We start from the raw sequence: 11,988 nt of genomic DNA, 5'->3' as shown, positions 1-11,988 counted from the left end.
CCGCCCCGCAACGGGCGTTGCCGACCGCGCGCACCAAAGCGGCGCACTCCACATGCCCCATCATGCACGTAATGTGCGTTAAACCAGTGACCTCTGGCAAATGCGGCATGAAGATTGCGGCATCCTCCGCGACAGTCACGCCTCCCCGTTCCTTACTAGAAGCCCCGCCATGCGAACCTTTCACTGCAACCGCTGCGAACAACTCGTGTTCTTCGAAAACGTCCGCTGCGAGCGCTGCGAGGCGCTGCTGGGCTACCTGCCCGATCTGGGCGAACTCAGCGCCTTCGAGGAAGCCGGCGACGGGCTGTGGCGCAGCCTGCATCCGAAGGCCGAAGGTGCGTTGTATCGCCAATGCCACAACTACGCGGTCGAAAACGTCTGCAACTGGATGATCCCGGCGGACCAGCCGGAGACGCTGTGCCGCTCCTGCCAGTTGACGCGCACCATCCCGAACCTCACCGCGCCGGACAACCGGCTCTACTGGTACCGCCTGGAAGTCGCCAAACGGCGCCTGCTCTATACGCTGGCGGCGTTGGGCATCAAGGTCGAGTCGCGCCATGAGAATCCGCAGACGGGGCTCGAGTTTGAGTTTCTCGAAGAGACAAGTCCCGGCGAGAAGGTCCTCACCGGCCATGACAATGGCCTGATCACGCTGAATATCGCGGAGGCCGACGACGCTTACCGGGAGCGCACCCGCACTGCCATGCACGAGCCGTACCGGACGCTGCTTGGGCATTTCCGGCATGAAACGGGTCACTACTTTTTCGACCGGCTGGTGGACGGCACACCCTGGCTGGAGCCGTTTCGCGCGCTGTTTGGCGACGAAAGCGTCGACTACGCCGCGGCGCTCGACACTTACTATCGCGACGGCGCGCCGGCCGACTGGTCGCAGTCGTACGTGAGCGCCTACGCGACGATGCATCCGTGGGAAGACTGGGCGGAAACCTGGGCGCATTACCTGTTGATCGTCGACGTGCTCGACACCGCCACCTCGTACGGCGTGGCGCTCATCCCGCTCGACCCGAGCGATCCGACGCTCACCGACCAGACGCCAGTTGAAGACGCCAGCTTCGATAATCTGATGAAGCGCTGGTTTCCGCTGACTTACGCGCTCAACAGTTTGAACCGCAGCCTCGGCATGCCGGATGGGTATCCGTTCACGCTTGCCGCACCGGTGGTGGAGAAGCTGCGGCTGGTGCACCGGGTGATTGCGGCGCAATCGGCGGCAGGGGTGGAACCTGCGCAGGCGGCCCAGGCGGCGCAGGCGCCGGGGCCGACGCCGGGGGCCCAGCCAGGTCAAACGGGGCAAGCGGGGCAGCCCGGTCAAACGGGCCAGCCGGGCCAAACCGCCTCAGCGGCTGAGCCCGCTCCGGCGCCGCAACCTGATCAACCACAACAAGCGCCGCAAGACACGCCGGCGCCGAATCCTGCAACCGCTCCGTAATATATTGTTACCAATAGTAAACCTTGGTAGTGAAACGCTCGTTATCCTGCCCGTTCTGGCGGAGAGGCACCGGCTGATCGGCCCCGGCTGACTCCGCCCAAATCGCCACCCCCAAGAACAAGGCAGGACTTCGATGCGGACCGACCAGTGTCTCGCGTTGGCCAAAGAGCGTCACCTCGCGGGCGATCTCAACGGCGCACGCACGCTCTACGAAACCGTCCTCGCCGACGAGCCCGCCAATGCCGACGTGATGTTTCGCCTGGGCGTGCTCGGCTTGCAATGCGCCGCCTACGACGACGCCCTCGCCTGGCTCGACCGGGCGATTGCGCTGGCGCCGCAGGAGTCCCGCTACCATTTCGCGCGCGGCCAGGTGCTCTCGACGATGGGACGTTTCGACGACGCCATCGATACCTATCGCGCCCTCCTCGCCTTCGACGCCACCTCCGCCGATCTCTGGTTCGCGCTCGCCAACGCGTTGCAATCGAGCGGCGACCTTCGCGCTGCGGCGTCGGCTTACGAGTCCGCCGCCTTGCTCGACCCGGCGCAGGTCGACGCGCTGAACAACCTGGGCAACTGCCATCGGCAACTTGGCGCGCCTGAGCGCGCGCAAGACGCTTATCGCCGCGCCCTCTCGGTTCAGCGCGATCACGCGAATGCTTTAACCAACCTCGGGACCCTGCTGCAGGCGAGCGGCCAGATCGACGCCGCCGTCGAACTGCTCAACGAGGCGCTGCGCGTCGCGCCCGATTCGCCGTCGTGCCTGCTCAATCTCGGCGTGGCTTTGTGCGAACGTCGCCAGTTCGACAAGGCGTCGGCACTGCTCATGCGCACGCTCGAACTCGAGCCGCGCTTCCCCAAAGCGGCCTATAACCTCGGTAACGCGCTGCACGCACTCGGCCGGCGCCGTGACGCGCAGACGCAGTATCGCAACGCGATCGCACTCGACCCGCACCACGCAGACGCCTACAACAATCTAGGCAACGTCAGCAAGGAACTGGGCGAATACAAAGCCGCCGCCGAAGCGTTCGACGCAGCGATCCGCGCACGTCCGGGGTTTGTGGCCGCGTATAACAACGCGGGCAATCTGATGCGCACGCTGCGCCGCACTGCTGATGCAGAGGCGCTCTTCACAGCCGCGCTCGGCTTTGATCCAAATCACTCGGCTTCGCACAACAACCTCGGCAACGTGCTGAAAGACTGTGGCGCGCTCGACGAAGGCATCGTCCACTACCGGCGTGCCGTGGAATGCGATCCGGGCAACGTCGTCGCACATAGCAATCTCGCCTATGCGCTGACGTTTCAGGCCGAGCATGGCGAAGCCGTGCTCGATGAGTGCCGCCGCTGGTCCGCGCAACATGAAGCGCCGCTGCGCGCCGCGCGCAAGCCGCATACAAACGACCGCACGCCCGGCCGCCGTCTGAAAATCGGCTACGTGGCGGCGGATTTCCGCGATCACTGCCAATCGCTCTTCACAGTACCGTTCTTCTCGCACCACGATCATGAACAGTTCGAGATCTACTGCTATGCGAGCGTCGAGCGGCCTGACGATCTGACGCGGCGTCTCGCCGGCTACGCCGACGTGTGGCGCGACGTGCGTGAACTGGACGATGAAGGCCTCTCGCAACAGGTCCGCGCGGATGGCATCGACATTCTCGTCGACCTGGCCATGCATATGGCCGACGGCCGGCCTTTGCTGTTTGCCCGCAAGCCGGCGCCCGTACAGGTGGCATGGCTCGCCTATCCGGGCACCACAGGCATCGAGGCGATCGACTACCGCCTGACGGATCCTCATCTCGACCCGCTCGACTCACACGGCACAGGCGCGAACGACGGCCACTACACCGAGCGCTCACTGCGCCTCGCGGACTCGTTCTGGTGCTACGACCCGCTGACGAACGAGCCGGGCGTGAACGCGTTGCCGGCGCTGACGACGAACCACATTACCTTCGGATGCCTTAACAATCCCTGCAAGCTGACCGATCGCACGCTCGCCATGTGGGGCGCCGTGTTGCGCGAAGTGCCCGATGCCCGTCTGCTCCTGATGGCGCCGGCCGGCAACGCGCACCGCAATCTCGCACAGCGCATGGAACAGCAGGGCATCGATACGCAGCGCGTCGGCTTCGTACCGTTCCAGCCGCGCGCCGATTATCTGCGCACGTATCACCAGATCGACCTCGGCCTCGACACGTTTCCGTACAACGGTCATACCACCAGCCTCGACTCGCTGTGGATGGGTGTGCCGGTCGTGACACGGGTCGGCGAGACGGCTGTGGGACGTGGCGGGCTGAGTCAACTGGCGAATCTGGGACTGACCGAACTGGCAGCATACTCAGACGATGCGTTTATACGCATCGCCGTCGAGCTTGCCGCGGACACGCCGCGTCTGGCTGCATTACGGCAAACCCTGCGGCCGCTCATGGACCAATCGCCACTGATGGACGGCGCGCGTTTCGCGCGCACCGTCGAGGCGGCGTATCGGGAGATGTGGCAGGCCTGGTGTGCCTAGTACGCGATATACGGTCCCGTGCCACCCGGTGTCGATTGCTGCTCGACTGCCGCGTAGACACTGCGGCCGTAGAAAAACGGCAGGCCCCAGTCGAATATCGTCGAAGTCACGAACGCCGGCCCCGCCAGCAGTGGCATCACCGCATCTCCACTGGAAGTCTGGGTTAGCGCCGTGGCGTTGCCTACATCGAACGACACCGCACTGTTGATGCCGTTCACGCCTTCGATCACTGCGCTTAACTGCTCGGTCGAGGCCGGACAGTAGTATGCGTTATTCGGGCTGGCGCAGACAGGCAATCCAGTGGTCTGGAAGAACAGGCCGGTCGAGCCGCTATCCATGATGCTGTTCGTGTAGGTCGTGCCGTTTTGCACAGTCGAGAAGGTGCCGTTGTTCGGATTGACGCCGATCACCTGCGCACTGCCAAGACCGTTGTTGGTCTCGGTGCCGATGCCGAACACCAGTTGTCCGGCAAGCGACGCGGCACCGCTCGAAGCGGCGGCGGGCAACATCAGGACAGAGCCGTTATTGTCGGTGCTGAAGTAAGGAATCGGATTGGCCACCTGCAGCGCTTCCGCGAGGGCGAGCGACGTGCAGGTGGTCCCCTGGCAACCGTAATAGGTCGCTGGCACCGCCTGCTGCACGCAGTTATAGCCGCAATCATGCTTGAACACGCCAATGCCGAGCACGCCATTGGCGGCAAGCGCGGTGGGCGTATTGCGCGACGCGCCGACGCTGCTGCAGTCCGACGGCACGGCGCTGTAGTTCGGATCGATCACCTGGATCGGCAGCGAAGCCGCCTTTTCACCGCCTATCTGCACATCGGCGATCCGCACGGAACCCCACGTATAGCCATCGAAGAACTGCATGCATTCGGCCAGCGGATTGGCGAGAGCATCCTGTTCCTGCGGCAACGCCACCGACGCCGGCAGTTGCGACGCGAACACCCGCAGACCCCACGAGCCGGTGTCGACCAGCACGTGATTGATGGTTTGACACTGCGTCGAACCGGGCGCACAGACCGTCACGCTGACGAAGGGCATGTTCGGCACGTCCGTCACGCCGGAGTCGACGGTCACCGTCGCGACGTTGGCGGCCAGCGCTTGGGCTGCAGGCGCGGTAGTGGTAGCGGTCTGCGTCGACGTGGAAGCATTCGACGCGCTGGTGCTCGCACTGCTGCCGCCACCGCCACCCCCGCCGCATGCGGCGAGCAACAGGGCAAAGACTGCAACGGCGAGCAGCTTAAGGAACGAATCAGATGGGCGCATGATCGCTCCGTTATTGAATGACGTTGACATCGACGCCCGCAGGCACCGCTTGCGGCAGGTACGCATGTCCCGCGAAGGCACGCAGATGACCGCCCGAAAACACCACGAGATCGCTGTTCGACACGGCCAGCGGCGTGGCGCGTCGTGTCGCGGTGGCTGCGACGTATTGGTCGAAAGCCGCGCCCAGCGTGGTCTTCAGATCCGGCAGAGTCGGCCCTTCCCATGCAACGCCGAACACCGTGCCATTGGGTGCGACGTACTCGCGCACCACCGTGCCGGAGGACAGCGTGATGAGATGCACCGTGTACGCGGATTGCGAAGTACTGCTATGCGATATGGCATGCATCACCGCCTGGTCACTGCTGATGCTGCTGACCTTCTGACCCAACGCGGCTTGTGCAGGCGAAGAAAGCGCACAGATTGCCCCGAGCATTGCGCAAGCAATGCCTGTATGAAGCATCGTTTTCAAGTGAATTCCTTCGAGGTGAAAGCGCTCGTGATCCTCATCGCGATCGCGAACGACGAATTAGGGGCGCACTTCTCGACCGGCGGGCACTGGTGCTGCAATCACGCCTGGAGAGGTTGCGTGAATGCGTCTACGGAGTGGCGGCGCGAAACTTTAGTGAAGGAAAACTGCTCTCGCAATCGTTTGGCGGGGAATCCAAACTTGCGTGGTGACAGAGGTTGTTTGACTTATGGAATCGGCGCCAACACCCGCGGTGCATACGCGTCGATTTCCGCTATGGCTCGCGTTTTAAGCGAACAGCATCTATGCGGGCAGGATTTGCAGCAAAAAAGTTATGACGCGCCGACGCTTGGTTTCGTTTTATTAAATGAACGCTACATAAATGCAGATCAAGCAGCTTTTCCTCATACTTTTCGTTCTGCGAACTTTATTTTCTTCGAGGAACCCGGCACCGGCTTCATGTGAATTCAGGTGGACCCGCGGCGGAAAGCTAACCGTAATCTCCTGCGTTCCGGCCTCCAAATGAAAATGCCGGCGATGACTGCGTACTTCCAGTCAGCACCGGCATCTGTTCGACCGCATCGGTTTGCTCTCGGGGCGAGAGCAAACGCCAGGCCGTTACTGCTTCGGTTGCAAGAGCGTCTTGAGTTCCTGCACGTTCTCTTCTACGCGCTTTGCGATCACCGCATACGACTCAGCCTGCGATTGATACGCGGCCTGCGCGAGCTGTTGCATATCGGCCAGGGCTTTATGCAAGGTTTGCTGGACCAGCTCGGCCGTTTGCGTGGGAGCGCCTCCCGTAGCGGAGAACTGACCCGCCAGGGTCTGCAACTCGCCCAGAGTCGAACGGAGCATGTCGGCCTGCTTTTGCGCGAGCGACTGCATGCCCTGCAACGCAGCCTGATTTGCCGTTACCAGCGCCTCGACGTCCTTACGTCGCGCTTCCATGATGGCGGGCACGTCGAAGCCAGGTAGTTTGAACTGCTCCAGCATTTTGGTGAATTCGCCAAAAGGATTGGCGGCGTCAAATCGTTCCATGCTATTTCCTCCAGAGCAGATAGTTACATGTCGTGCCAGCACACGACGTAATGATGCGCCTTCTGCCGCTATTGCGCCAGCTAAGGGACAGAACCGTGGGCCCGAACCGGGTTTGATCGTCCCGCGTTGCGCGATTCTTAGCGGCCCTTACTACGCTCGTTCATCCGCCGCACATTCACCACGCTTGTGCGCACTGTCAGCGCGTTTTGAAGCGAACGTAAACCGAATGAAATAAGCCTCACTGCATCTGCAAATCGATGTGCAATTCTGCGGCCCCATACCTCAAGAACTCATCCTGCAGGTCGTTTACACGGGTACGGCCCAGCGTCGCGCGATGGGGATTCCGGCGAAACAAACACGCGCGCATTCCCTCCGCAAAGATTGATTACACCATCGTCACAGGTATCCCCGCATGAACAAGTTGACCAATACCATCAGGTTCAAGATCATTCTCGCGCTCGGCGCGTGCATCGTCTTGATGATCGCTATCGGTTTGATGGGTGTTCGTGGGCTCTCGACCATGAGCTCCGACATGAACTCCATGTACACGAGCAGCACCGTGCCGATCGAAGACCTCGCTGCCACGCAAGCCGACGCGCTGAAGATTCGGCTGATGCTGAGCCGTCTGATGGGCATGCACGATGCGAACGACCAAAAGCAGGCCGTCGGGCAGGTTCGCGAACTGCAGAAAAAACTCAACACTTCGTGGACAGACTACTACCCAGGCAAGGTCTCCGATGATGACGAGCGCAAGGTCGCCGATCAGATCGCCGCGCAATCCGCCGACTTCAAATCGCAGGTCGACACCGTCCTCTCCGCCGTCGACGGCGGTACGTTCGACGCCAGCAGTACGTCCCTCGAAAAAATGCGCGACGTGGGCAACGCGCTGTCCGACACCATCGATCAGGACATCGATATCAACGCGGCCCAGGTCAAGCAGACCGCGGATCAGGGCGTGGACACGTTCCACACGCTGCTGTGGGTCGCCATCGGCACAATCGCGCTGGGCCTGATCGTCGCCATCGCTGCATCCATGTATCTGTTGAAGACGATCATGATTCCGCTCGGAGCGGCACTGAATGTCGCGCAGCGCATCGCGGAAGGACAGCTCGAAAACGAACTCAGCGTTCACTCGAAGGACGAATTCGGCCACCTGCTTGGCGCGCTCAAACAGATGGACACGCAACTCGCCAGCATCGTGCGCGGCATCAAGACTTCGAGCGAATCGATCATGGTCGCTTCGAGCGAAATTGCCGCCGGCAACATGGACCTGTCTTCGCGCACCGAAGAGCAGGCTGCTTCGCTGGAAGAAACCGCCGCCAGCATGGAGCAGCTCACCGCCACCGTCAAACAGAACTCCGAAAATGCCCGTCAGGCCACCACGCTGGCCGGCAATGCATCGGAGATCGCGGACAAGGGCAACACCGTTGTCGAACGCATGCTGGTGACGATGGGCGATATCACGGCGAGCTCGTCGAAGATTGCCGAGATCACCACGCTGATCGAGGGCATCGCGTTCCAGACCAACATTCTTGCGCTGAACGCCGCCGTGGAAGCGGCGCGTGCCGGTGAACAAGGGCGCGGTTTCGCGGTCGTGGCGGGTGAAGTGCGCAGTCTCGCGCAGCGCTCGTCCAGTGCTGCGAAAGAAATCAAGGACCTGATCCAGAGCTCGGTCGCGACGATTCACAGCGGCTCGACGCAGGCCGAAGAAGTGGGCCGCACGATGACTGAGGTACAGCAGGCCATCAAACGGGTCGCCGATATCAACGCGGAAATCTCTGCCGCTTCCGATGAGCAAAGCCGCGGTATCGAACAGGTGAACCAGGCCGTGAGCCAGATGGACGAAGTGACGCAACAGAACGCGGCGCTGGTCGAAGAGGCGTCGGCTGCAGCCCAGTCGCTGGAACAGCAGGCCGCGCAGCAAAAGCGGGCCGTCTCCGTGTTCAAGGTGGCCGAGAGCCATTCGGCCGCCGCGCCGCGTGCGCAGCGTGATGCGGCTGCTCCCGCCAAAAAGCGCGCTCCCATCATGCGCCCCGCAGTCAAACGCGAACCGCTTGCCGCAGCCGCTCAACCCGCCGTTGCATTGTCCGACGCCGGTTCGAACAACTGGGAGACGTTTTAACGCTTGACCCACCCACGGTGCGCGATCGCGGATCACAACAGATTGCGCACCGTTCGACACTTCTCCAGACAGGCCAAGGCCTCCGGATTTATCAAACCGATCTGCTGGAAAATTCTGTAAGACTTGGCCGATGTATTCGCAACGCTCCGGCTAACCGGCGTCCCCTCGCGACATTCACGGCGCAATGTTAGTGCCCGCCTGCAAGGTTGTGTAAGGTCCAGACGGACTTCCGTAACCCTACAATCGGCTATCTCCACTATCGTGTCCACATGGTCGGCGCACTGTCGTGCCGACGCTGATCCGATGGAATCGATAATATGAAAAAGGCCTTTGTGAGCACGGCGGTGGCCGCGCTGCTGATCACCGCTACGTTCTCTGCAACCGCACAGCAAGACACCTCGCCGCCACCTCAGATGGACGGCCTGATGGGTCATGGCCAACCCTCTCACGGCGAAGGCATGCCGCCGCCCCACGGTCCGGGCTTCGCCGTGATCAACGACCTGGAACAGTTACGCAGGCTTTACGCGATGACCGGACACGAAAGCGAAATCATCGGCGTCTATCACGATGTGCTTAACAAAACCCAAGACCCGATGTTGCGGCATTTCATTTATGAGTCGCTCGCGCGCGAACAACTGAAGCCGGCGAATCCGGATCAGGCCATCGCAACGCTGCGTACCAGCCTTGCCGAGGATATCGTCGAGGCCAACCGCGCGCCTCACGGCGAGCACGCAGGCGCCGACGTGCCGCACGCCTCGTCTCAGACGCAGTAATACGCTCGCCGAAGTTGGCTGAGTGATTGGCCAAGTGGTTCTCCGCACGACTCGCCGAATAACGCGCTGCGCGGTTCGCGCTGGTGGACGGCAGGCAGACCGTCGTATTATCTGCACCTTGGCCACCCACCGTCGAGCACCATGCCGTCTGCCGCAGCGCCCCGCATCGAGTCCGCCTCCCCGCTATTGCCTCGCATCGCCCCGCCACCTTCGTGGCGGGCTCGCTCCCGCACGTGGCTGTGCCTGCCCACCGCTGCGCTGTGCCTCGCGCTCGCGGCGTGCGCCACGCCGCCGTCTGCGCCCACTACGCAGGTGCGTATCGGTATCGATCCGGTCAGCGTGTTCCCGATGGACGCCTACGACCAGGACGTCGATCACTGGATCGACCCGGCCAGCCCTGGCTATGATCAACCGTTCCTGAGCGCTGCGGACCAGCAGACTCATTTCGAAGCGTTGCGCGCCCGCTACTTCGGCGCAGCAGAAGGCGATGCTTCACCTTGGAATCGCGCTTACGTCGACACACGCGTCTACCGCGATGGCGGAGCAGACATCGCCGCCCTGCAGCGCCGCCGTATTGCGGAGTTCGACAACACCGGCAAGGCTGCCGACGAACTCGGCTACGGCCAGAACTTCCGGCCTCACACAAAGGCCTGGATCGACGCCATCGAGCAGAACATGGATGTCGGCCAGTTCGAGCGAGCGCCAGGATACTCGGCTGCGCGCCGCGCCATTGCAACCGGCAACGTGCTGGTGCGTGAACTGCCGACCATCGACCCATCGTTCTACGATCACCGCCTCGCTGGCGAAGGCTATCCGTTCGACAATCTGCAAGTCTCGGCGGCCCGTCCCGGCACGCCGCTCTATGTGCTGGGCAGCAGTCTCGACGGCGGCTGGTACTACGTGCAGACGCCCGATGTGCAAGGCTGGGTGCGCAGCGACGAGGTGGGCCTCGTGAACGACGCGTTTATCGACATCTGGCGCAGCGCGGCACGCAACGGAATCGCCGCCGTCGTCGTGGCATCGGCGCCGGTGCGCGACAGCCAGGGCACCTTCCGTTTCGACGCACCCGCCGGTACCTTGCTGCCGGTCGCACCCGACGATAGCGCAAGCCAGCGCAGCGTGATGGTCCCCGCCCGCGACGCAAACGGTCATGCCTTGGCGCGCATCGCACAACTAAGCGATGCACAGGTGGCCACTGCGCCCCTCGCAGCCACGCCACGCCATCTGGCGATGCTGATCAAGGCGCTGATCGGGCGGCCATATGGCTGGGGCAATGCCGACTTCTACAACGATTGCTCGTCCGAAACGCAAAGCATTTTCGCCGCGTTCGGCGTATGGCTGCCGCGTCACTCGTCGACACAGATGAGCGCTGGGCGTATGACCGACCTGTCCGCCGACACGCCAGCGCAACGCATCGCTTACCTTGCCGAGCACGGCGTGCCGATGCGCACGCTCATCTATATCGGCGGCCACGTGATGCTGTATCTCGGCAACACCACGCGCGACGCTCAGGTGGTGCCCGTGGTCTATCAGGACGTGTGGGGCTTGCGCCCGGCGGACAACAGCCGCCGCGCGGTAATTGGCGGCTCGGTGATCTTTCCGCTGCTCGCGCATATCCCCGAGGACCCAAGCCTTCAATCGCTCGCGGCCACGCGCATCTTCCAGATCAGCATCATCGGCGCGCCTGGCGAAGGCACGCCCGTTCAACCCGACGACGACAATCCCGCCGGCTGAATACAGCTTCGCTTCCGGTTACTTCGACCCTGGCATGGCACTTGCAGCAGGTAGCTGCAAGCGCAGGGGCCTCAGGCCCCTGTCATGATCAACCACAAGTATCCGGAGGCGTTATGTTGGGAACCATTCTTCTGATCGTTCTGATCCTGCTGCTCATCGGCGCCTTTCCTGCATGGCCGCATAGCCGCTCATGGGGTTATGCGCCGACAGGCACGATCGGTATTGTCGTCATCGTCGTGATCGTTCTGGTCGTGATGGGGCAGATATAACCCAGATGTAGCGACACCGCGAAACGCGTAACCCGTCAGTTTTACCGTTTGATTTGTCAAACTGGCGGGCTACGCACCCAACCGACCATCCGCAGTTTCAACTACTGGCAATGCGCCGCCCGCACCGCGCAGTGATTCTTACACTGCCTTGGCAATCCGTGCATTGTTGTCTTGCGCATCTTCGATCCCTCCAGCACGTAACACCAGACCGGCATCGTCCACATCCAGCGCAGGCGTCAACTGCCCGCCCTTCTCTTCGTCTCGTCGCGATCTGCGCCTTGGCGCCGCGCCAACGTGAGGCACGCTGCTTGCGGCCCATCAAAGTGTGCAGATGGATATCTGTCTGCGTGACAACCCTACGTTCTGGAGGA

Annotated in this window: 10 protein-coding genes; 7 read left to right on the top strand and 3 right to left on the bottom strand. The window is 62.3% G+C overall.

All coding sequences use genetic code 11. From position 1 onward, the window contains the following. The first annotated feature begins 169 nt into the window (after window positions 1-169). Together P3T24_RS20185 and P3T24_RS20180 are read left to right on the top strand one after the other, a co-directional pair. Window positions 170-1,444 carry a zinc-binding metallopeptidase family protein gene (locus tag P3T24_RS20185; RefSeq protein WP_429437127.1) on the top strand — a complete coding sequence of 425 codons (1,275 nt, stop codon included), beginning with the start codon at window positions 170-172 and terminating at the stop codon, window positions 1,442-1,444. 133 nt (window positions 1,445-1,577) lie between these two features. Beyond that, entirely contained in the window at window positions 1,578-3,950 is a 2,373-nt protein-coding gene (locus P3T24_RS20180; RefSeq protein WP_429437124.1) for a tetratricopeptide repeat protein, read from the top strand. Here the strand turns inward: P3T24_RS20180 and P3T24_RS20175 are convergent. Further along, entirely contained in the window at window positions 3,947-5,215 is a 1,269-nt protein-coding gene (locus P3T24_RS20175) for a DUF3443 domain-containing protein (protein WP_429437122.1), read from the bottom strand. The genes P3T24_RS20180 and P3T24_RS20175 overlap by 4 nt on opposite strands. Window positions 5,216-5,225: 10 nt before the next feature. Further along, a complete protein-coding gene (locus P3T24_RS20170; RefSeq protein WP_429437563.1) occupies window positions 5,226-5,675 on the bottom strand; it encodes a DUF2844 domain-containing protein in 450 nt (149 codons plus the stop codon). On the opposite strand from P3T24_RS20170, the gene P3T24_RS20165 reads away from it, so the two are divergent. Continuing rightward, complete coding sequence (locus tag P3T24_RS20165) at window positions 5,667-6,146, top strand: hypothetical protein (RefSeq protein ID WP_429288048.1); 480 nt, start codon at window positions 5,667-5,669, stop codon at window positions 6,144-6,146. The two genes, P3T24_RS20170 and P3T24_RS20165, sit on opposite strands and share 9 nt — an antisense overlap. A 153-nt stretch (window positions 6,147-6,299) precedes the next feature. Here P3T24_RS20165 and phaP read toward each other — a convergent pair whose 3' ends face one another. Continuing rightward, a complete protein-coding gene (phaP, locus tag P3T24_RS20160) occupies window positions 6,300-6,719 on the bottom strand; it encodes a phasin family protein (protein WP_074267708.1) in 420 nt (139 codons plus the stop codon). 412 nt (window positions 6,720-7,131) lie between these two features. Here phaP and P3T24_RS20155 point away from each other — a divergent pair, with 412 nt between their 5' ends. The 4 genes from P3T24_RS20155 to P3T24_RS20140 all read left to right on the top strand — a co-directional run bounded on the left by P3T24_RS20155 (window position 7,132) and on the right by P3T24_RS20140 (window position 11,617). Then, window positions 7,132-8,841 (top strand): methyl-accepting chemotaxis protein, encoded by a 1,710-nt coding sequence (locus P3T24_RS20155; RefSeq protein WP_429437119.1) that lies wholly within the window; start codon window positions 7,132-7,134, stop codon window positions 8,839-8,841. Window positions 8,842-9,158: 317 nt separating this feature from the next. Beyond that, window positions 9,159-9,614: a hypothetical protein gene (locus P3T24_RS20150; RefSeq protein ID WP_074267706.1), complete on the top strand. Its 456-nt coding sequence runs from the start codon at window positions 9,159-9,161 to the stop codon at window positions 9,612-9,614. 141 nt (window positions 9,615-9,755) lie between these two features. After that, window positions 9,756-11,348: an SH3 domain-containing protein gene (locus tag P3T24_RS20145; protein ID WP_429437117.1), complete on the top strand. Its 1,593-nt coding sequence runs from the start codon at window positions 9,756-9,758 to the stop codon at window positions 11,346-11,348. 113 nt (window positions 11,349-11,461) lie between these two features. Further along, window positions 11,462-11,617, top strand: a complete 156-nt coding sequence (locus P3T24_RS20140; RefSeq protein ID WP_074267705.1) for a DUF3309 family protein — start codon at window positions 11,462-11,464, stop codon at window positions 11,615-11,617. Window positions 11,618-11,988: the final 371 nt, after the last annotated feature.

This window comes from Paraburkholderia sp. GAS33, assembly GCF_050436645.1.
Taxonomy (GTDB): domain Bacteria; phylum Pseudomonadota; class Gammaproteobacteria; order Burkholderiales; family Burkholderiaceae; genus Paraburkholderia; species Paraburkholderia phenazinium_B.
Note: the sequence above shows the minus strand (reverse complement) of the source record. Positions and strands in the feature narration are given on the sequence as shown.

What these genes read in the sequence shown, in the direction of transcription:
- P3T24_RS20185 (WP_429437127.1), top strand. Translation starts at nt 170, where the DNA reads ATGCGAACCTTTCACTGCAACCGCTGCGAACAACTCGTGTTCTTCGAA.
- P3T24_RS20180 (WP_429437124.1), top strand. Translation starts at nt 1,578, where the DNA reads ATGCGGACCGACCAGTGTCTCGCGTTGGCCAAAGAGCGTCACCTCGCG.
- P3T24_RS20175 (WP_429437122.1), bottom strand. Translation starts at nt 5,215, where the DNA reads ATGCGCCCATCTGATTCGTTCCTTAAGCTGCTCGCCGTTGCAGTCTTT.
- P3T24_RS20165 (WP_429288048.1), top strand. Translation starts at nt 5,667, where the DNA reads ATGAAGCATCGTTTTCAAGTGAATTCCTTCGAGGTGAAAGCGCTCGTG.
- P3T24_RS20170 (WP_429437563.1), bottom strand. Translation starts at nt 5,675, where the DNA reads ATGCTTCATACAGGCATTGCTTGCGCAATGCTCGGGGCAATCTGTGCG.
- phaP (WP_074267708.1), bottom strand. Translation starts at nt 6,719, where the DNA reads ATGGAACGATTTGACGCCGCCAATCCTTTTGGCGAATTCACCAAAATG.
- P3T24_RS20155 (WP_429437119.1), top strand. Translation starts at nt 7,132, where the DNA reads ATGAACAAGTTGACCAATACCATCAGGTTCAAGATCATTCTCGCGCTC.
- P3T24_RS20150 (WP_074267706.1), top strand. Translation starts at nt 9,159, where the DNA reads ATGAAAAAGGCCTTTGTGAGCACGGCGGTGGCCGCGCTGCTGATCACC.
- P3T24_RS20145 (WP_429437117.1), top strand. Translation starts at nt 9,756, where the DNA reads ATGCCGTCTGCCGCAGCGCCCCGCATCGAGTCCGCCTCCCCGCTATTG.
- P3T24_RS20140 (WP_074267705.1), top strand. Translation starts at nt 11,462, where the DNA reads ATGTTGGGAACCATTCTTCTGATCGTTCTGATCCTGCTGCTCATCGGC.